General features: G+C 59.8%; 16 protein-coding genes and 1 pseudogene. 12 read left to right on the top strand and 5 right to left on the bottom strand.

The annotated features are described in order from the left end of the window. Nucleotides 1–6 precede the first annotated feature (6 nt). Nucleotides 7–1,038: an amino acid ABC transporter substrate-binding protein gene (locus tag IB250_RS21535; RefSeq protein WP_123494442.1), complete on the bottom strand. Its 1,032-nt coding sequence runs from the start codon at nucleotides 1,036–1,038 to the stop codon at nucleotides 7–9. 469 nt (nucleotides 1,039–1,507) lie between these two features. Between IB250_RS21535 and IB250_RS21530 the strand changes: the two genes are divergently transcribed. From IB250_RS21530 to IB250_RS21510, 5 genes are all read left to right on the top strand, one after another. Next, on the top strand, nucleotides 1,508–2,164 hold the full coding sequence (locus IB250_RS21530) for an alpha/beta hydrolase (protein ID WP_123494443.1): 657 nt from the start codon (nucleotides 1,508–1,510) through the stop codon (nucleotides 2,162–2,164). Between the two features lie 85 nt (nucleotides 2,165–2,249). Next, nucleotides 2,250–3,737, top strand: a complete 1,488-nt coding sequence (gene rhlB / locus IB250_RS21525; RefSeq protein ID WP_192345618.1) for an ATP-dependent RNA helicase RhlB — start codon at nucleotides 2,250–2,252, stop codon at nucleotides 3,735–3,737. Nucleotides 3,738–3,875: 138 nt separating this feature from the next. Further along, on the top strand, nucleotides 3,876–4,823 hold the full coding sequence (locus IB250_RS21520; protein ID WP_192345516.1) for an ornithine cyclodeaminase family protein: 948 nt from the start codon (nucleotides 3,876–3,878) through the stop codon (nucleotides 4,821–4,823). Nucleotides 4,824–4,971: 148 nt separating this feature from the next. Continuing rightward, nucleotides 4,972–6,099 carry an NAD(P)/FAD-dependent oxidoreductase gene (locus IB250_RS21515; protein WP_192345515.1) on the top strand — a complete coding sequence of 376 codons (1,128 nt, stop codon included), beginning with the start codon at nucleotides 4,972–4,974 and terminating at the stop codon, nucleotides 6,097–6,099. Nucleotides 6,100–6,191: 92 nt separating this feature from the next. Then, the gene (locus IB250_RS21510) at nucleotides 6,192–6,833 is read left to right on the top strand and encodes a transcriptional regulator (RefSeq protein WP_007905478.1); all 642 of its coding nucleotides are present in this window, start codon (nucleotides 6,192–6,194) and stop codon (nucleotides 6,831–6,833) included. A gap of 124 nt (nucleotides 6,834–6,957) precedes the next feature. Here IB250_RS21510 and IB250_RS21505 read toward each other — a convergent pair whose 3' ends face one another. After that, complete coding sequence (locus IB250_RS21505) at nucleotides 6,958–7,734, bottom strand: ABC transporter substrate-binding protein (protein ID WP_192345514.1); 777 nt, start codon at nucleotides 7,732–7,734, stop codon at nucleotides 6,958–6,960. 232 nt (nucleotides 7,735–7,966) lie between these two features. Continuing rightward, complete coding sequence (hmpA, locus tag IB250_RS21500) at nucleotides 7,967–9,148, bottom strand: NO-inducible flavohemoprotein (RefSeq protein ID WP_192345513.1); 1,182 nt, start codon at nucleotides 9,146–9,148, stop codon at nucleotides 7,967–7,969. A 147-nt stretch (nucleotides 9,149–9,295) separates the two neighbouring features. Between hmpA and norR the strand changes: the two genes are divergently transcribed. The 5 genes and pseudogenes from norR to IB250_RS21475 all read left to right on the top strand — a co-directional run. After that, a complete protein-coding gene (gene norR / locus IB250_RS21495) occupies nucleotides 9,296–10,849 on the top strand; it encodes a nitric oxide reductase transcriptional regulator NorR (RefSeq protein WP_192345512.1) in 1,554 nt (517 codons plus the stop codon). Between the two features lie 270 nt (nucleotides 10,850–11,119). Further along, the gene (locus IB250_RS21490; RefSeq protein WP_192345511.1) at nucleotides 11,120–12,022 is read left to right on the top strand and encodes a chemotaxis protein CheV; all 903 of its coding nucleotides are present in this window, start codon (nucleotides 11,120–11,122) and stop codon (nucleotides 12,020–12,022) included. A gap of 27 nt (nucleotides 12,023–12,049) precedes the next feature. Next, a complete protein-coding gene (locus tag IB250_RS21485) occupies nucleotides 12,050–12,508 on the top strand; it encodes a GNAT family N-acetyltransferase (RefSeq protein WP_192345510.1) in 459 nt (152 codons plus the stop codon). A gap of 178 nt (nucleotides 12,509–12,686) precedes the next feature. Next, nucleotides 12,687–13,019 carry a hypothetical protein gene (locus IB250_RS21480; RefSeq protein WP_192345509.1) on the top strand — a complete coding sequence of 111 codons (333 nt, stop codon included), beginning with the start codon at nucleotides 12,687–12,689 and terminating at the stop codon, nucleotides 13,017–13,019. Continuing rightward, nucleotides 12,977–13,263: pseudogene (locus tag IB250_RS21475) on the top strand (hypothetical protein); the annotation flags it as partial. The gene IB250_RS21480 and the pseudogene IB250_RS21475, both read left to right, overlap by 43 nt. A 99-nt stretch (nucleotides 13,264–13,362) precedes the next feature. On the opposite strand, the gene IB250_RS21470 reads toward IB250_RS21475, so the two are convergent. Both IB250_RS21470 and IB250_RS21465 read right to left on the bottom strand, forming a co-directional pair. Continuing rightward, nucleotides 13,363–14,505 carry a transporter substrate-binding domain-containing protein gene (locus IB250_RS21470; RefSeq protein ID WP_192345508.1) on the bottom strand — a complete coding sequence of 381 codons (1,143 nt, stop codon included), beginning with the start codon at nucleotides 14,503–14,505 and terminating at the stop codon, nucleotides 13,363–13,365. Nucleotides 14,506–14,648: 143 nt separating this feature from the next. After that, nucleotides 14,649–14,906 (bottom strand): hypothetical protein, encoded by a 258-nt coding sequence (locus IB250_RS21465; protein WP_123494455.1) that lies wholly within the window; start codon nucleotides 14,904–14,906, stop codon nucleotides 14,649–14,651. Between the two features lie 597 nt (nucleotides 14,907–15,503). Between IB250_RS21465 and IB250_RS21460 the strand changes: the two genes are divergently transcribed. Then, nucleotides 15,504–16,664: an efflux RND transporter periplasmic adaptor subunit gene (locus tag IB250_RS21460; RefSeq protein WP_192345507.1), complete on the top strand. Its 1,161-nt coding sequence runs from the start codon at nucleotides 15,504–15,506 to the stop codon at nucleotides 16,662–16,664. Next, on the top strand, nucleotides 16,661–19,753 hold the full coding sequence (locus IB250_RS21455) for a multidrug efflux RND transporter permease subunit (RefSeq protein WP_192345506.1): 3,093 nt from the start codon (nucleotides 16,661–16,663) through the stop codon (nucleotides 19,751–19,753). The genes IB250_RS21460 and IB250_RS21455 overlap by 4 nt, the downstream gene beginning before the upstream one ends. The last annotated feature ends 116 nt before the right edge of the window (nucleotides 19,754–19,869 follow it).

The following is a 19,869-nucleotide window of genomic DNA, read 5'->3' as shown; positions in this document are numbered from 1 at the left end:
GAACCATCAGCGCACTGGTGGTGCGTATTGAATGCCGCCAGCGTTCCACAGCGCATTCAGGCCGCGGTCGATTTGCAGCGGAGTATCCTTGCCGAGGTTGCGCTCGAACATCTCGCCGTAGTTGCCGACTTGCTTGACGATCTTCACGACCCAGTCTTTCGGCAGTTTCAGGTCCTTACCATATTCACCGTCAGCGCCCAGCATACGAGCGACGTCTGGGTTCTTGGTGGACTTGGCTTCGGCTTCGACGTTCTTCGAAGTCACGCCTGCTTCTTCAGCATTGAGCAGGGCGTAGCCAGTCCAACGCACGATGGCCAGCCACTCGTCGTCGCCGTTACGCACGACCGGGCCCAGGGGCTCCTTGGAAATGGTTTCCGGCAGAACCACGTAGTCCTTCGGCGAGGCCAGCTTGCTGCGCTGGGCGAACAGCTGGGACTTGTCGGAGGTCAGCACGTCGCAACGACCGGATTCCAGCGACTTGGCGCTTTCATCGGAGGTGTCGAAAGTGATCGGGGTGTATTTCAGGCCATTGGCGCGGAAGTAGTCGGAGACGTTCAGCTCGGTGGTGGTACCGGCCTGGATGCAGATGGTTGCACCGTCCAGTTCCTTGGCACTTTTCACGCCCAGCTTGCTGTTAGCCAAGAAGCCGATGCCGTCGTAGTAGGTGATGAAGCCAGGAAACTTCAGGCCCATGCCCGCATCACGGGAGCTGGTCATGGTGGAGTTGCGCGACAGCACGTCGATTTCGCCGGACTGCAGAGCAGTGAAACGCTCCTTGGCATTCAACTGGCTGAATTTGACCTTGGTCGCGTCGCCGAATACGGCAGCAGCCACAGCGCGGCAGAAGTCAGCATCGATACCGACGATCTTGCCAGTGGAGTCCGGAACCGAGAAGCCCGGCAGACCGTCACTCACACCACACTGTACGAAACCTTTCTTCTGCACTGCATCCAGGGTTGCACCCGCCTGAGCGAACCCACTGACACCGAGCACTGCGGCTGCAGTCACGATGGCCAGGGTGGATTTCAATAACTTCATTCAAACCTCCAGTTTTGCTCTTGTTGTGTCGGAGCTTGAGCCCTGTCGCACCCTTTTGAGGCGTTGCTGACCCGTGTTGGCTTTTTTTAGGGTCAACCGACGTAAGGACCGTCGCTATGAGTCTAGTAGGAGAAAATCCACATCATGGACAACTCCCTTCTCACCAATCGGCCGAACGGGCTGTAGCCCTTTCACGTTCGCGAAGCCCGTAGCGGCCACTGGCGAACATCCATCACCGGATTCTTTGCTATCCCATGACCAGCCATACACTGATAGTGTTACCGCAAGGCATGAGATTGGTTGCACAGGCTTCCCCATAGCAAAGCCCGTACCAGACCGCTCGCTAAAGCGATTCAGCGCAAGATCAATAGCAAAACTTTCAACCTTGCGACATCTTCTTAACTGATCAACCTATTGCGCACTCGAACCTCGCACTTAATGAGAGCGCACGCACAACAATGGAGCAGACATGACCGAGCCCCTGATTCTTCAACCCGTCAAGCCCGCAGACGCCTGCGTAATCTGGCTTCACGGGCTGGGTGCCGACCGCTACGACTTTTTGCCGGTAGCCGAGGCGCTACAGGAAAACCTGCTCAGCACCCGTTTCGTTTTGCCCCAGGCACCGACTCGCGCCGTCACTATTAACGGTGGCTACGAAATGCCGAGCTGGTACGACATATTGGCCATGAGCCCGGCGCGCGCGATCAGCCGCGAGCAGCTGGAAGCGTCCGCGCAACGGGTCTTTGATTTGATCGAAGAGCAGAAGGCCAGCGGAATAGACGCCTCGCGCATCTTTCTCGCCGGTTTTTCCCAAGGTGGCGCCGTGGTGTTGCACACGGCCTTTCTGAAATGGCAGGGACCGTTGGGTGGCGTACTTGCCCTCTCGACTTATGCCCCGACCTTCAGTGATGAGCTGGAGCTTTCCGCCAGCCAGCAACGCATTCCGGTGCTGTCATTGCACGGCCAGTACGATGACGTTGTGCAAAACTCCATGGGCCGGACCGCCTACGAGTATTTAAAGCAACATGGTGTCACCGTGACATGGCAGGAATACCCAATGGGCCACGAAGTGTTACCCGAAGAAATCCGCGACATTGGCGTCTGGCTCGCCGAGCGTTTGCGCTAAAAGCTACCCATTGATCCATCCCACTACGCCGCGTCCGATTCTTGCATTACACTGGCCGGCGTATATTCCTTAACCAATTGATGAGATTACCGTGCTCAAAGCACTCAAGAAAATGTTCGGTAAAAGCGAGACTGAGCAGCTCGCGCCAGTCTCCAGCGCTCCTTCTCATACTCCCAGCCACCGCACCGACGGTAATCAGCCTGGCCGGACCGCAACCGTAGCGGCACCGAAGCACGAGCCGGTGACCACACCGACCGCCCCCGCAGCCGAGCCCATCGCCTCTGAGCAGCCGCGCAGCGAAACCCCGAAACCGGCAAAACCGCGTCGCGAACCCAAGCCAAAGGCGCCGGTTACTCCCTGGAAACTCGAAGACTTCGTCGTCGAACCCCAGGAAGGCAAAACCCGCTTCCACGATTTCAAACTTGCCCCCGAACTGATGCACGCCATTCAGGACCTGGGCTTTCCGTATTGCACGCCGATCCAGGCGCAGGTGCTCGGCTTCACCCTCGCGGGCAAAGACGCCATCGGTCGCGCCCAGACTGGCACCGGCAAAACCGCTGCCTTCCTGATTTCGATCATCACTCAGCTGCTGCAAACCCCGCCGCCCAAAGAGCGCTACATGGGTGAACCGCGAGCACTGATCATCGCCCCGACCCGGGAACTGGTGGTGCAGATCGCCAAGGACGCAGCCGACCTCACCAAGTACACCGGCCTCAACGTCATGACGTTTGTCGGTGGCATGGACTTCGACAAGCAACTCAAGCACCTCGAAGCCCGTCACTGCGACATCCTCGTGGCCACTCCGGGCCGTTTGCTCGATTTCAACCAGCGTGGCGACGTGCACCTGGACATGGTCGAAGTCATGGTACTGGACGAAGCCGACCGGATGCTCGACATGGGTTTCATCCCGCAAGTGCGTCAGATCATTCGCCAGACTCCGCCGAAGAACGAGCGCCAGACGCTGCTGTTCTCCGCGACCTTCACCGAAGACGTGATGAACCTCGCCAAGCAATGGACCACCGACCCGTCGATCGTCGAGATCGAAGCGCAGAACGTGGCCAGCGAAAACGTCGAGCAACACATCTACGCGGTGGCCGGTGCCGACAAATACAAATTGCTCTACAACCTGGTCAACGATAACGGCTGGGAACGGGTAATGGTCTTCGCCAACCGCAAGGACGAAGTGCGGCGTATCGAAGAACGCCTGGTACGCGATGGCGTCAACGCGGCGCAACTGTCTGGCGATGTGCCGCAGCACAAGCGCATCAAGACCCTGGAAGGTTTCCGCGAAGGCAAGATCCGCGTGCTGGTGGCCACCGATGTGGCCGGTCGCGGCATTCACATCGATGGCATCAGCCACGTGATCAACTTCACCCTGCCGGAAGTCCCGGACGACTACGTGCACCGCATCGGTCGTACCGGCCGTGCCGGCGCGGATGGCGTGTCCATCAGTTTTGCCGGCGAAGACGACTCCTACCAGCTACCGTCCATCGAGGCGCTACTGGGTCGCAAAATCAGTTGTGAAACGCCACCGACGCATCTGCTGCGGGCGGTTGAGCGCAAGCGCCCGTAACGCGGGCCTTTCAGAAAGAGGCGCAGCCGGCAACGGACTGCGCTTTTTTTTCGTCCGGCTTTTTCAACAGGACTTGCTAGAGATAACTAAAAGTCCATAATAGACAAATTAGTTTACTTGCAGCGCCCGGAGCCGACCATGCCCAGCACGCCTTACGTGATCACCCAACCCCAGGCCCGCGAACTGCTGGCGCAAGTCGACGTGCCGCAGATCCTGCGCAAGCTGTTCCGCGACCTGGCCGCCGGGCAAGCCGTGCAGCCGGCACAACAGCTGGTGGAATTCCCGCAGGGTGCCGGGGACTTCATCAACTACCTGGGTGTGCTGGCCGAAGACGGGGTCTATGGCGTCAAGACGTCTCCCTACATCGTGCGCGAGCAAGGCCCGCTCGTAACCGCCTGGACGTTGCTGATGTCGATGCAGACCGGTCAGCCGCTGCTGCTCTGCGATGCCGGTGAATTGACCACCGCACGTACCGCCGCGACGACGGCGGTGGCGGTCGATGCCCTTGCTCCATTGAACGCTCAGCGCCTGGCGATCATCGGCAGCGGTAAAGTGGCCCAGGCGCACCTGCACTACGTCAAGGGCCTGCGGGACTGGCAAGGCATCAGCCTTTATTCGCCAAGCCTGAACGGCAAGAATCCCGAAGCGCTGGCACAGCTTAAAAGCCTCGATCCACGGCTGACCTTCGTCGACAGTTGCGAAGCCGCGATTCAAGATGCCGACGTGATCATGCTCTGCACCTCGTCCGCCGGCCCGGTGATCGACCCGTCAATTTTGAGCAAACCGGCGCTGATCACCTCCATCAGCACCAACGCCCCACGCGCCCATGAGGTGCCTGCGCAAAGCCTCAATGACATGCAGGTGTTCTGTGACTATCGTCAAACCACTCCGGGCTCGGCCGGCGAAATGCTGATCGCCGGTGAGCAGCATGGCTGGGACAAGCGTTCGATTGTCGGCGACCTGCCCGACTTGCTCAGCGAAAAAGTGCAGCGCCCCGACTACGACCGCACGGTGTTCTTCCGCTCCATCGGCCTGGGCCTGGAAGACATCGCACTGGCCAATGCCCTTTACCAACTACAGCGCTAACACCATAAACCTGTAGGAGCGAGGCTTGCCCGCGAAGGCGGTGTGTCAGTCTCAATCTATGTTTACTGATACGACGCCTTCGCGGGCAAGCCTCGCTCCTACAGGGGAATTCCACAATTTCGGCATTTGCGCCCCACAGGAGACGTTCATGAGCCAGGCAGATTTCATCATCATCGGCGGCGGGATTGCCGGCGCTTCCACCGGTTTCTGGCTGTCGCAGCACGGGCGGGTGATTGTGCTCGAACGCGAATCCCATCCGGCCTATCACTCCACCGGACGCTCGGCGGCGCTGTTCACCGCCGCCTACGGCACACCGCAGGTTCGGGCATTGACCCAGGCCAGCCGCGACTTCTTCGACGCTCCACCGCCCGGTTTCTGCGAACACCCATTGCTGACCCCGCGCGGCGAGATGACCGTCGACTTCACCGGCGATCCGGCCGAGCTGAGCAATCAATACCTGAGCGCCAAAGCCACGGTGCCGCAAATGCAATGGCTCAGCGCCGACGAAGCCTGTGCGCGCCTGCCGATCCTGCGTCGGGAAAAAGTCCATGGCGCGATCTACGACCCGACCGCCAGCGACATCGATACCGATGCTCTGCATCAGGGCTATCTGCGCGGTATCCGGCGCAATAAAGGTGAAGTGCATACCGACAGCGAAGTGTTGAACCTGAGCCGTGATGCCCAAGGGCAATGGCAGGTTCAAACCAACACTCAGACCTTCAGCGCCCCGATCATCATCAACGCCGCCGGTGCCTGGGCCGACAAGATTGGCGAGCTGGCCGGCGCCCAACCTCTGGGCGTGCAACCCAAGCGCCGGGCAGCCTTTATCTTTGCCGGCCCCGAGGGCCTGGATATCCATGACTGGCCAATGCTGGTCAGCCTCGATGAATCCTTCTACATGAAGCCTGACGCCGGCATGTTCCTCGGCTCACCGGCCAACGCCGACCCGGTAGAACCGCACGACGTGCAGCCAGAAGAGCTGGACATCGCCATGGGCATTTACCAGATCGAAGAAGCCACCACCCTGACCATTCGCCGCCCGACCCGCACCTGGGCCGGCCTGCGCAGTTTCGTGCGCGACGGGGATTTGCTGTCCGGCTTCGATCAGCAGGTGCCGGGGCTGTTCTGGGTCGCGGCGCAAGGCGGCTACGGCATCCAGACGTCGCCGGCCATGGGCCAGGCCAGCGCTGCACTGGTACGCGGTGAAGCCTTGCCCGAGCAGCTCACCCGTTTCGGCCTGGACGCCGAGATGCTCTCCCCCGCCCGCCTGAGCTGATCCTGCCCCTCAGGTGACGTGTCCACACGATTGCGGCAAACTTCCAGTGCCCCTTTTTAACGGGGCACTGACGCTGCCTGGAGTTCCACTGTATGAACGCACCTGAAAAAGACTCGGCCCTGGACGCTACGTCCATGGACAACTTCCGCGCGATTGCCGATGCCATCGCCACGTTGTTCTTCCCTCATGCCGAGGTGGTGCTGCACGACCTGCGCACGCAGAAGGTCGATTACATCGCCAACAACCTGTCCAAACGGGAAATCGGCGATGACTCGTCGCTGGAAGACATGCTCAGCGAAGACGTCAGCGAACGAAACATCGGGCCGTACGAAAAGCTCAACTGGGACGGCCAGAAAATTCGCAGTCTCAGCAGCGTGCTGCGCGACAGCGAGGGTCGTCCGCTGGCGGTGCTGTGTATCAACCTGAATATCTCGCTGTTCGAGAACGCGAAAGCGGCGCTGGATTTGTTCCTGTCGCCGACCAAGCTGATCCCGCAACCGGACTCACTGTTTCGCGATGACTGGCAGGAACGGATCAACACCTTTCTGCACGCCTGGCTGCGCGAGCGTCAGTTGAGCCTGAATGTGCTGACTCGCGACCACAAACGCGAACTGGTGCTGGCGCTGCACGCCGAAGGCGCCTTCAAAGGCAAAAGCGCCTCCAACTATGTGGCCAATGTGCTGAACATGGGGCGGGCGACGGTGTACAAGCATTTGAAGGAATTGAAGGGATAGGCCCTGGGATTTTGGCTGTCTGACAGGGCCCCTTCGCGAGCAAGCCCGCTCCCACATTCAATCGCATTTCTTCAGGAAGAACTCGATCAACTGTGGGAGCGGGCTTGCTCGCGAAAGCGATTAATCAATCGCCGTAAATATCCGACTTGAAATACTTCTGCGAAATCTTCTGATACTCGCCACTGGCGCGAATCTCGTCGATCGCCTTGTTCAGATCCGCCACCAACTGCGTGTTGCCCTTGCGCACGGCAATCCCGGCGCCCTCACCCACGTACTTCGGGTCTTTCAATTCCGGCCCGACAAACGCATAGCCCTTGCCACGAGGCATCGACAGGAAGTCATTCAGTGGAATAGTGTCGGCAAAAATCGCATCGAGACGACCGGCAGCCAGGTCCATGTAGATTTCTTCGTTGTTGCTGTAGCGCTTGACGTTGATGCCCTTGGGTTCGAAAACCTCGGTGGCGTAACGGTCGGTGGTGGTTGCGCGCTGCACGCCGATATTCTTGCCCTTGAGGCTGGCGTACTGGTCATCCACCACTGCGCCGTCCTTCATCACCAGACGCGATGAGGTGAAGTAATACTTGTGAGTGAAATCCACCGATTTCTTACGGTCTTCGTTGATGGTCATGGACGACAGCGCCATGTCGATTTTCTTCACTTTCAGGGAAGGAATCAGACCGTCGAACTCGCCTTCGACCCACACACACTTGACCTTCATCTGCGCGCACAGCGCATTGCCGATGTCGTAGTCAAAGCCGACAATCTCGCCTTTGTCGGTTTTGGACGCAAACGGCGGATAAGCCGCTTCGATACCGATACGCAGGTCTTTCTCGGCGGCGAACAAGCTACTGCACGCCAACAGGCTCAAGGCCAGACCGGTGATGAGGGGGAATTTCTTCATATTCGTTCTCTCGCGGGTTGTTGTTGGTTTGGCAAGACAGAAGAAGCTGAAACGGGGAAGCACTTTTTTGTACTTATATTTCCATACTGGACTTTTACGTATTATCCGTCAATCGGGCAGACAGCCTTATACCCGGCCTCTGGTCGGGTGCTAGCCAAATGCAAAAAAGGCCGGGTCGGTGCTTCGCAAACTAGCGAAACACCGACCCGGCCCTCAGGAACCGCCCAGAGAGTTATTCCAGCGCGGCAGCCGGCCCGAAGAACTCGTAACGGCTCTGCTTCTCTGGCACACCCAAAGCCTTGAGGTGACGCTTGATCGCCGCCATGAAGCCTTTAGGCCCCAGGAAGTACGCATCCACATCGCGTTCTTTTGGCAACCACGCGCCAAGTTGCTCCTGGCTCAAAAGGCCAACCTTGTCCGCCGCCGGGCTGATCCCATCGTCTTCGGCATAGCAATAAAAACGCTTGAGCTGCGGATGACGCTCGGCCAGGCCATCGATCCAGTCACGGAAAGCATGCACGCTACCGTTACGCGCGCAGTGAATAAAGTGCACCGGCCGCTCGGTCGCCAGCGCCGCTTCGAGCATCGCCAGCGTCGGGGTGATGCCGACGCCGCCACTGATCAGCACCAACGGTTTGTCGCTGGCGGTCAGGGTGAAATCGCCCGCTGGCGGGAACAGCATGATGCTTGCGCCGACGTGCAGTTGATCGTGCAAATGGTTGGAAGCGCGGCCGCCGGTTTCGCGCTTGACGCTGATGCGGTACTGGCCCTTGTTGGCCAGCGCCGACAGCGAATAATTACGTCGAATTTCTTCGCCATCGAGGATCAGTTTCATGCCGATGTACTGGCCAGGCTCTGCCGCGAGAATCGGACCCTTGTCCGCCGGCTCGAAGTAGAACGAGGTGATTTCCGCGCTCTCCTCGACCTTGGCCACCACGATGAACTCCCGCGCACCACGCCAGCCGCCCGGCGCCTGTGCTTTCTGGTCGTAGATGCTGGCTTCGGCGCCGATCAGGATCTCGGCCAACTGACCGTAGGCCGCGCCCCACGCGCTCATCACTTCAGGCGTGGCAATCTCTTCGCCCAGCACTTCGGAGATCGCCCGCAACAGGCAGCTGCCCACAATCGGGTAATGCTCCGGGAGGATCTGCAGGGCCACGTGCTTGTTGATGATCTTGGCCACCAGGTCGCCCAACTGATCGAGCTGATCGATGTGCCGCGCATACATCAATACACCGTTGGCCAGGGCGCGAGGCTGATCGCCACTGGCCTGGTGGGCCTGGTTGAACAGCGGGCGGACTTCCGGGTATTCGGAGAGCATCATGCGGTAGAAGTGAGTGATCAACGCTTCACCGCCGCTTTCCAGCAATGGCACGGTGGACTTGATGATGGCACGGTCTTGAACGCTAAGCATAAGAGCAACCCCTGGGCTTTATATGAATAACCTTTACGTATCAGTTTCCATGCCAACAATTAAAACTTTATAAATCAGTAGGTTAAAAACACAGTAGTCATATCGACACGCGACGTTTTATAGTCACACCGACTACACGGAGTCATTATGACTGCAAAATTACTGCTCACGACGTTGCTGCCCCTGGTCTCCGACCTGTCCCGCGAACTGCCCGAAGGCGAGCGCTACCGACGCCTGCTCGAAGCCATGCGCGCCTTGCTCCCGTGCGACGCCGCGGCCCTGCTGCGACTCGATGGCGAATGGCTGGTGCCGCTGGCGGTGGACGGGTTGAGCACCGACACCCTCGGCCGACGTTTCAAGGTCAGCGAACACCCACGCTTCGAAGCGTTGCTCAGCAGCCCCGGCCCGACTCGCTTCGCCGCCGACAGCGATTTGCCCGACCCTTATGACGGTCTGGTCGACGGTCTTCACGAACATCTGGAGGTCCACGACTGCATGGGCTGCCCGCTGTTTATCGACGAGCGTCCGTGGGGTTTGCTGACCCTCGACGCGCTCGACCCTGAACGTTTCGAACCGATCGAACTGGACGCCCTGCAAGCCTTCGCCAGCCTCGCCGCCGCCACGGTCAACGCCGCCGAGCGCATCGAACAACTGGCCAATCGCGTCGAGGACGAACATCAGCGCGCCGAGGTTTACCGTCAGGCCAGCGGCCAGCAGAACCGCGAAATGATCGGCCAGAGCAAGACTTACAAACGACTGATGGAAGAGATCAGCCTGGTGGGCGGCAGCGACCTGACGGTGCTGATCACCGGCGAAACCGGAGTCGGCAAAGAGCTGGTGGCCCAAGCCATCCACGCGGCCTCCCCACGGGCCGACAAACCGATCATCAGCCTCAATTGCGCAGCCTTGCCGGAGACGCTGGTGGAGAGCGAATTGTTCGGCCATGTGCGCGGGGCTTTCACCGGCGCGACAAATGATCGGCGCGGCAAGTTCGAGCTGGCCAATGGCGGTACGTTGTTTCTCGATGAAGTGGGCGAACTGTCGCTGACGGTTCAAGCCAAATTGTTGAGGGTGCTGCAGAGCGGGCAATTGCAGCGGCTGGGGTCGGACCAGGAACATCAGGTCGACGTGCGTTTGATCGCCGCAACCAACCGCGACCTGGCCGAAGAAGTGCGCAGCGGTCGTTACCGTGCCGACTTCTATCATCGCCTGAGCGTTTACCCGCTGCTGGTGCCCGCACTGCGCGATCGCGGTCGGGATGTGCTGCTGCTCAGCGGCTACTTTCTGGAACAAAACCGCTCACGCATGGGCCTCAACAGCCTGCGCCTGACCAGTGATGCGCAAGCGGCATTGTTGGCGTATGACTGGCCGGGGAATGTGCGAGAGCTGGAGCATTTGATTGGTCGCAGTGCATTGAAGGCATTGGGTAACTGTAAGCAACGGCCGAAGATTCTCAGTTTGAGTGCGGCGGATCTGGACTTGCCCAACGGCAGCGTTGAACCCGCGCCAGAACCGGTGGATGCTGCGCCGGCGGCTGTGTTGGTTTCAGGGGATTTGCGTGAAGCCACCGAACATTATCAGCGCCAACTGATCAGCGCTTGCCTGCAACGGCACCAGAACAACTGGGCCAGCGCGGCGCGGGAGCTGGGTCTGGATCGGGCGAACCTTGGACGGATGGCCAAGCGGTTGGGGATGAAGTAACGCGATGCTTTGTAGCAGCTGCCGAAGGCTGCGTTCGAGGACGAAGTCCTCGCCAAACCGTTCACCACGTTGTACCTGGATATATCGCCTGCGCAGGTTTACGACTGCTTCGCAGCCGAACGCAGCCTTCGGCAGCTGCTACAAAGGTCGCGTTGGTCGTTATGCTGGGGAATATGCCTAAAGCCTACCCCCAACAAGTCGATAACCCGGCATCGATAGCTGTTGGCGATCTTCACAATCGCCCACCACCTTTTTCCACAGAAGGTTTTTATGTCTTCCAACAAAGCCCGCGCAGATTCACTTTCGCTTCTGCTGTTTACCTTGCGCAGCGGCAAGCTGATGGCGATCAACCTGCTGAAAGTCAGCGAAATCATCCCCTGCCCGCCGCTGACCAAGCTGCCGGAGTCGCACCCCCACGTCAAAGGCATCGCCACCCTGCGCGGCGCATCGTTGTCGGTGATCGACCTGAGCCGCGCCATCGGCGAGCGACCACTGGAAGACCCGAACGGTGGCTGCCTGATCGTCACCGACGTTAGCCGCTCCAAACAGGGCCTGCACGTTCAGGCGGTGAGCAAGATCGTCCATTGCCTGACCACCGACATCCGTCCACCGCCCTTCGGTTCCGGCGGCGTGCGCTCGTACATCACCGGCGTGACCTCCGTCGACGGCACGCTGGTACAAGTGCTGGACATCGAAAAGGTCATCCACGGCATCGCTCCGGCGCAGATCGAAACGGCCCCCACCGAGCTGAGCATGGAAGACGCCGAAGTCCTCGGCAACGCGCGAATCCTGGTGGTCGATGACAGCCAGGTCGCCCTGCAACAATCGGTACACACCCTGCGCAACCTCGGCCTGCAATGCCACACCGCTCGCAGCGCCAAGGAAGCCATCGACTGCCTGCTGGACCTGCAAGGCACCGCCCAGCAGATCAACCTGATCGTCTCGGACATCGAAATGTCGGAAATGGACGGCTATGCCTTCACCCGCACATTGCGCGAAACCCCCGACTTCTCGCACCTCTATGTGTTGCTGCACACCTCGCTGGACAGCGCGATGAACAGCGAGAAGGCTCGACTGGCCGGGGCCAACGCGGTGCTGACCAAATTCTCCTCGCCGGAACTGACCAAATGCCTGATCGCGGCGGCCAGGGCCGTCGCCGAACAAGGTCATTGAGTGGTGGCCGAGGACTTTTGTTTTCTGATGCGGCGCAACCTCGCTGAGGATGTGCCGCCTTGCACTTGGCCAAATGGCATTGAGTTGACCGACTACCGTCCTGAACTCGCCGAAGCCGTCCATCACTTGATGGAGCTCGGCTATCGAGAAGGTGGCGGTCGCGTACCGGCGCTGGAAGTCTGGCAGCAGCGTTTCGAAACCGATCCCGAATACGATCCGTCCCTGTGCTTCATCGCGTTCGACGCCGAAGGAATCGTCGGCGTTGCCCAGTGCTGGACCAGTGCCTACATCAAGAGCCTGGTGGTGCATCCGCGCGCTCAAGGCCTCGGACTTGGCCGTGCATTGCTGCTCAATGCTTTCAACGTGTTTCAGCAACGCCGCGAAGGCTTTGTGGATCTGAAGGTGCTGGAAAACAACCTTCGGGCACAGCGTTTGTATGAAAGTGCCGGGATGTATGTGGTCCGCCGGGAACCCGTGCCTGTCTGACACACCGCTTTCGCGAGCAAGCCCGCTCCCACAGTTGATTTGTGTCGTACACCGAATCTGTGAACGACGATGAACCACTGTGGGAGCGGGCTTGCTCGCGAAGAGGCCGGCACAACCAACATCGATCCATCAGGCATACTCCTGACCTCGGCCACTACACGCCAAGGATGCCAAAACCATGAAAGCCACCACCCTGACCTTCCTCTGCCTCACCACCCTCGCCACCCAAGCCCACGCCTCCAACCCCGACGCCTGGGCCGCCTACGACAAAGCCGTGCTCGCCAGCTGCACCAAAACCAGCGGCCTGAAGAACGCCAAACCCGTCGGCAACGCCGCGCAGTTCGATGACCGGGTCGGTTATACCGCGCTCCTGCTGCAAGGCCAGTACCCGCAAAAACACATGAAAGGCCAGCAAGGCACCGAGCTGTGCCTCTACAACAAGAAAAACAAAACCGCCTACGTAACCGAATGGGACTCCATCCACCCAACAGCAAAAGCGCAGTGCCCCTGACACTGGCCGAAGCCCGGATGTGGGCGGCCGATGGCGGTCAGGTGATCGTGCTGGTGGGGGCCTTCCTCGCCAATGGCCTGGGCCTGCTCGCGCAGCAATGTGAACACGCCGAACGCGTTCGGTGGTGGTTCGAAGCGGCGCCTGCGAGGCGCATGTGGCGATCACCTTTGCCGCGTACAACGTCGGCCCCTGCCGGAATCTTGACGAAGACAACCTCTGCCGCATCTACGAACGCCGACCGCTGCGATACACCGGTTAGCTATGCGTTTATTTCGTTGCGGGCAGCCTGAAACACCCAACCACTGCACAACTTTAGTTGCACAGTGGCTTGTCTGATGGTGAGTCAGCGAGCAGCAACCGCAAGGCATTCGACTTCCACCCGAGCATTCGCCAGCAGTTTTTTAGCCGCGAACGTTGTCCGGGCAGGTAGGCGATCGGTTGGGAAAGTCCGGCGGTAAACCGCATTCATGGCATCGAAGTCTTTGATATCGGCAAGTATGACCGTGCATTTGGCCACATGAGCGAGGGATGAGCCTCGACGTTGCAGTTCGGTGCGCAGGTTCTCCATGGCCTGGGTCATTTGCGGGCCAATCCCGCCCTTGACCAGTTGGCCATCGGCATCCAGACCGAGCATACCGGAAAGATAAAGGGTCTCACCGGCCTGTACCGCATCGGAAAATGGCAAGCCTTCTTCATTCGGAAAGTAACGTGGTGAATCGGGTACTGCTGGCGGCAAGTAGCGCTCGGTAATCGCTTGGTACTGGCCATTTTGCTTCAGACGCTCAAGGGCCGCATTCAGGTTATCGCGCAAGCGGGTGTCGCTTTTGCGCACAGCCATCGCCACACCATTGCCCAGCATCGGATCGTTGAGGGCAGGACCGGCGAAGTCGAACGCCTGTCCTTGAGGTTGGCTTAGCAAGGCTTGAGTGATTTCGATGGAGTCTTGCAGGGTGGCATCGATCTCGCCCGCCAGAAGACTGGCAATCAAGTGATCGTTGAATTGAAAACTGCGCACCGTTACGCCCGCGTCCGCCCAACGCGCCTTGGCGAACGCTTCACGACTGGTGCCCGCCAGGACGCCGATACGCTTGCCTTTGAGCGATTGCACATCCGGTTGCAACGTCGCGCCTTTGCGCGCTACCAGACGGCTGCTCAGGGGATAAAGATTGTCGGTGAAATCGACCCGCTCGCGCCGTGCCTGTGTAGCCGTCATCGGCATGATCACGTCGAAGCGGCCGGCTTCAAGGGCATGGAGGTTAGTCGCGTAATCCTGATCGATCCAGACACAGCGGGATTCGAGCTCGGCACACAGTGCGTTGCCCAACTCGATGTTCAATCCGACCAGCTCACCTTTGTCGTTACGGCTCTCGAACGGTGGAACCAGGGCTTCGACCCCGAAGCGGATCTGCGGATCGACCGCAGAGGACACGCAGCCGGTGGTCAGGACCACCAGAGTGAGCAAGGACAGGGTTTTCAGCAGAGACATCTGGCGACCTTCATCAAAAATTCACAGGGCATGAATTCTTGATGAATGACAACCGTCTTTCCTAGAGGAGTAATCGCGCGTCCTTGTGGGAACTGTCTCATTGGCGGGAGCAATAGTGACCCGCCAACAAAATGCACTGACTCTCAGCGTTTACCCATCGAACGACGCGTGCCGGGAGGTGCTGCGCCGGGAGTCTTGGTATGGCCATTCTTCGCGCCATTCTTGTACCAAGGCTGGCTGGCATTCTTCGCCGCAGCCAATTCACCTGGTTTGAATGGAAACTTGAACGCTGGAATCGCCGCTTTGGTTTCGCTGTCTGCGCTGGAGTCGACGCTGGCTGGCAGGTCTGCCTGGTCGTCGCTCAAAGCGTCGGCAACCGGCGGTTGTGTCGGGGAAGTCATGAAAGCTCCGGGTGATGCTTAAAGAGTCGGGCCCGGTAGGCGAGCCGCGAAAGGCGGCAGTATACCTGTGTCGGGAGCCGCAAGCTTCACGCCGCAAGTGAGTCCGTCGGGTTTTGTGCTGACCGACCTGTCGCCTTCGCGGGCAAGCCTCGCTCCTACAGGTGCATTGTGTCGTACACCGAATCTGCGAACGACGATGAACCCTGTGGGAGCGGGCTTGCCCGCGATAGCGGTGTGTCAGTCACAGAGATATTGAATGTGCCGCCGTCATCGCGGGCAAGCCCGCTCCCACAAGGGCAGTGGTCATGTACAAAATCTGTGTATGACACAAATCCTGTGGGAGCGAGCCTGCTCGCGATGAACGATAACGCGGTCTACGCCGGATCGACGAATTCTCGTCTGACACTGATGACTGTAGGAGCTGTCGAGTGAAACGAGACTGCGATCTTTTGATCACGGGGAATCCGCATCAATCCAAAGAGGTCCAAACTGACAGCGCCGTCAGTTACCAGTCACTCTCCTGACGGGCTAACAGGTTTATAAAGGAAGGTATAAGCCTGACAAAACTCCGACCACTCTGCCCGGCGCCCCACTCGCATGCGAATTCAGAAAAAAACCGCCCTGTTCGCCGCCCTTCTGATCACCATGGCAGCGCTGGGCGTGTGGTATGCCGCCAAACCCGCCACGACCAAACTGGCCCCCTCCACCGCCATCCCCGTACGAGTGGTCAGCGTCGCCGAAAAAGACGTGCCCCGCTACATCAGCGGCATTGGCTCGGTGCTGTCGTTGCACAGCGTGGTCGTGCGTCCGCAGATCGACGGTATCCTCACCAAGTTGCTGGTCAAAGAAGGCCAACTGGTGAACAAAGGTGATCTGCTGGCCACCATCGACGACCGCTCGATCCGCGCCAGCCTCGACCAGGCCCGGGCGCAACTGGGCGAAAGTCAGGCGCAACTGCAAGTGGCGCAGGTTAACCTCAAGCGTTACAAACTGCTGAGCGTCGACGACGGAGTGTCCAAGCAAACCTATGACCAGCAACAAGCCCTGGTCAACCAACTCAAAGCCACCGCCCAAGGCAATCAGGCCTCGATCGATGCCGCTCTGGTGCAACTTTCTTACACACAGATTCGCTCCCCGGTCACCGGTCGCGTCGGTATTCGCACAGTGGATGAAGGCAATTTCCTGCGCATGACTGACACCCAAGGCTTGTTCACAGTGACCCAGATCGACCCGATCGCCGTGGAATTTTCCCTGCCGCAACACCTGTTGCCGACCCTGCAGGGCTTGATCAACGATCCCCGGCACACGCCGGTCAAGGCTTACATCGGTGCCGACACCGACGGCGAAACCGGCAACCTGCTAGGCGAAGGTCATCTGACCCTGATCGACAACCAGATCAACGCCAACACCGGGACCATTCGCGCCAAGGCCGAATTCGCCAACCCCGCACAGAAACTCTGGCCGGGCCTGTTGGTAACGGTAAAGATTCAGACAGCGCTGGATAAAAATGCGCTGGTGGTGCCGCCCACCGTCGTACAACGTGGCCTCGATCAACATTTCGTCTACCGGATCAATGGCGACAAGGTCGAAGCCGTTCAGGTGCAGATGGTTTATCAAGGTAGCGGCCAGGACATCATCAAAGGCGTGAAACCGGGCGATGTGCTGGTCAGCGACGGCCAGTCGCGGCTCAAACCTGGATCGACCGTGCAGATAGTGACCGACCCACCGCAAGTGGTGCAATCGGAGCCGAAACCATGAAGGGCCATGGCTCGATTTCCGCATGGTGCATCGATCATCCGGTGGCGACGGTCCTGCTGACCTTTGCCTTGGTGTTGCTGGGGGTAATCGCCTTTCCGCGACTGTCAATTGCGCCACTGCCGGAAGCAGAATTCCCGACCATCCAGGTGGCCGCGCAACTGCCTGGCGCCAACCCCGAAACCATGGCCTCGTCGGTGGCCACGCCGCTTGAAGTGCAATTCAGCGCCATCCCCGGCGTGACCCAGATGACCTCGAGCAGCGCCCTGGGCTCGACCATTCTGACCCTGCAATTCACCCTCGACAAAAGCATCGACACCGCCGCGCAGGAAGTCCAGGCCGCGATCAACACCGCCGCCGGCAAACTGCCCAAAGACATGCCGAACCTGCCGAACTGGAGGAAGGTCAATCCGGCCGACAGCCCGGTGCTGATCCTCAGCATCAACTCGCCGCAAATGCCCGGCACCGAAGTCAGTGACCTGGTGGAAACCCTGCTCGCCCGTCAGATCAGCCAGATCGACGGCGTAGGCAATATCAACATCACCGGTCAGCAACGTCCGGCGATCCGCGTGCAGGCCTCGGCGGACAAACTCGCCGCCATCGGCCTGACCCTGGCAGACATCCGCCTGGCGATCCAGCAGACCAGCCTCAACCTGGCCAAAGGTGCGTTGTATGGCGAGTCGAGCATTTCGACCTTGTCCACCAACGACCAATTGTTCCACCCCGAGGAATACGGTCAGTTGATTGTTTCCTACAAGGACGGCGCACCGGTTCATCTCAAGGATGTGGCCAAAGTCGTCAACGGTTCGGAAGACGCCTACATCCAGGCCTGGGCTGACGGTCAGCCGGGGGTGAACCTGGTGATTTTCCGGCAACCGGGGGCCAACATCGTCGCGACCGTCGACCGTATTCAAGCGGCCCTGCCGACGCTGGAGGCCATGCTGCCGGCATCGGTGCAGGTCAAGGTGTTGATCGACCGCACCCAGACCATCCGCGCTTCGCTGCATGAGGTGGAAGTCACCCTGCTGATCGCGATCCTGCTGGTGGTAGCGGTGATGGCACTGTTCCTGCGGCAGTTGTCGGCGACCCTGATCGTGGCGTCGGTGCTCGGTGTGTCGCTGATCGCCAGTTTTGCCCTGATGTACATCATGGGTTTCAGCCTGAATAACCTGACGCTGGTGGCGATCGTGGTGTCCGTCGGGTTTGTGGTGGACGATGCGATTGTGGTGGTGGAAAACATTCACCGTCACCTGGAAGCCGGCGACGGCATGCGCGAGGCGGCCATCAAGGGCGCCGGCGAGATCGGTTTTACCGTGGTCTCGATCAGTTTCTCGCTGGTGGCGGCGTTCATTCCGCTGCTGTTCATGGGCGGCGTGGTCGGGCGGTTGTTCAAGGAGTTCGCTCTGACCGCCACCTCGACCATCATGATTTCTGTGGTGGTGTCCCTGACGCTCGCACCGACGTTGGCCGCGCTATTCATGCGTGCGCCGGAACACAGCCAATCGGGCTTCGGCGAGCGCTTGCTGGCGCTGTATGAGAAAGGCCTGCGCCGCGCCCTCGCCCATCAGAAATTGATGATCGGTGTATTCGGTCTATCGCTGGGGCTGGCCGTCGCCGGTTACATATTTATCCCTAAAGGCTTCTTCCCGGTACAAGACACCGGTTTCGTTCTTGGCACCACCGAAGCAGCGGCGGACATCTCCTACGGCGACATGGTGAAAAAACACCTGGCAATGGCCGAAATCGTCGCCGCCGACCCCGCTGTCGAGACGTTCTCACACTCGGTCGGCGTTGCGGGCAGCAACCAGACTATCGCCAACGGCCGCTTCTGGATTTCGCTGAAAAAACGCGGCGACCGAGACGTGTCGGCCAGCCAATTCATCGACCGGATTCGCCCGCAACTGATGAAAGTCCCGGGCATCGTGCTGTACCTGCGTGCCGGGCAAGACATCAACCTCAGCGCCGGCCCGAGCCGCGCGCAGTACCAATACGTGCTCAAGAGCAACGACGGGGCACTCCTGAGCACCTGGACCCAGCGCCTGACGGAAAAACTACGCGGCAACCCGGCGTTCCGCGATATTTCCAACGACCTGCAACTGGGCGGCAGCATCACCCACATCAGCATCGACCGCAGTGCAGCGGCGCGTTTCGGCCTGACCGCCAGTGATGTCGACGAAGCGTTGTACGACGCCTTCGGTCAGCGGCAGATCAACGAGTTCCAGACCCAGACCAACCAGTACAACGTGATTCTGGAACTGGACACCAAGCAGCGCGGCAAGGCCGAAAGCCTCAACTATTTCTACCTGCGCTCGCCGCTGAGCGGGGAAATGGTGCCGCTGTCGGCCCTGGCGAAATTCGATGCGCCAACCATTGGCCCGTTGTCCATCGCTCACGACGGGATGTTCCCGGCCGCCAACCTGTCGTTCAACCTGGCGCCCGGCGTCGCGTTGGGCGATGCGGTGATCATGCTCAATCAGGCCAAGACCGACATCGGCATGCCGGTGGCCATCAGCGGTAATTTCCAGGGCGCGGCCCAGGCGTTCCAGAGTTCGCTGGCCAGCCAGCCGTGGCTGATTCTGGCGGCGCTGGTGGCGGTGTACATCATTCTTGGCGTTCTGTATGAAAGCTTCGTGCATCCGCTGACGATCATCTCGACGCTGCCGTCGGCGGGGCTCGGGGCGGTAATCATGCTATGGATCTGCGGCCAGGACTTTTCGATCATGGCGCTGATCGGGCTGGTGTTGCTGATCGGCATCGTCAAGAAAAACGGCATCCTGATGATCGACTTCGCACTGGAGGCCCAGCGCAACCGTGGCTTGCCGCCGGAAGAAGCGATCCATGAGGCGTGTATGACGCGGTTCCGGCCAATCATCATGACCACCCTCGCCGCCTTGCTCGGCGCCCTGCCGCTGATGCTCGGCTACGGCACCGGCGCCGAACTGCGCCAGCCATTGGGCATCGCAGTAGTCGGCGGTTTGCTGGTGAGCCAGGCGCTGACGCTGTTCACCACGCCGGTCATATACTTGTGGCTTGAGCGGCTATTCCATCGGCCTAAGCCCGCACCGCTGCAGGCGATGGCAACCACGGACTGAGGCGGGGTCTCACGCGGTTCAGGGGCCGCTTCGCAGCCCAACGGGGGCAAGCCACCTCGCCACAAAAATACCAAACCACACCAACACCGCGTAATTATCGACTACCCCCTGAATGT

This window comes from Pseudomonas sp. PDM09 (assembly GCF_014852305.1).
GTDB lineage: Bacteria > Pseudomonadota > Gammaproteobacteria > Pseudomonadales > Pseudomonadaceae > Aquipseudomonas.
Note: the sequence above shows the minus strand (reverse complement) of the source record. Positions and strands in the feature narration are given on the sequence as shown.